This window comes from Robertmurraya sp. DFI.2.37, from assembly GCF_029211245.1.
GTDB lineage: Bacteria > Bacillota > Bacilli > Bacillales > Cytobacillaceae > Robertmurraya > Robertmurraya methanolica_A.
Map to the genome: position 1 here is coordinate 1 of NZ_JARGEJ010000270.1, position 420 is coordinate 420.

Here is a 420-nt window from a genome sequence, read left to right on the forward strand (position 1 = left end):
CAAAGATAATGCATATGAACGATGCTTGTCTACTGGCCAAAAGACTAAGATGCAAGTAGCAATGGTAACTAGTAATAGCATATACTATGCAAGTGGTTTTAGTAGTTTATATATTCCTAAAGATTTTATTCCATTAAAGCCTGGGCAGTTGAATGATCAGGCTCGTATGGTGTTAAGTAAAGTAACTGAGAAATATAATACAATGGTTACTAGAAGGCCAGAAATGACTCAAGAAGAATTTTGGAAAAAAAAGTATAATGCTTGTGATGAATTTATTGAGGATGCAAATCTTAACTGGCAGTGTAGTCTGACAGATTTTGATTATGAAAATATCAAAAATATGTTTCTTGGATTAATTGTAGAAGACGAAGATAATGATCCTGTTGCAACATATCGATTAACAGAATTTGAAGTTCTCAC

1 protein-coding gene is annotated in these 420 nt (G+C 32.4%); it reads left to right on the forward strand.

What is annotated here, in order from left to right:
* A partial coding sequence (locus tag PZE06_RS26445) for a hypothetical protein (protein WP_275792170.1) occupies positions 1–420 on the forward strand: 420 nt, incomplete at both ends.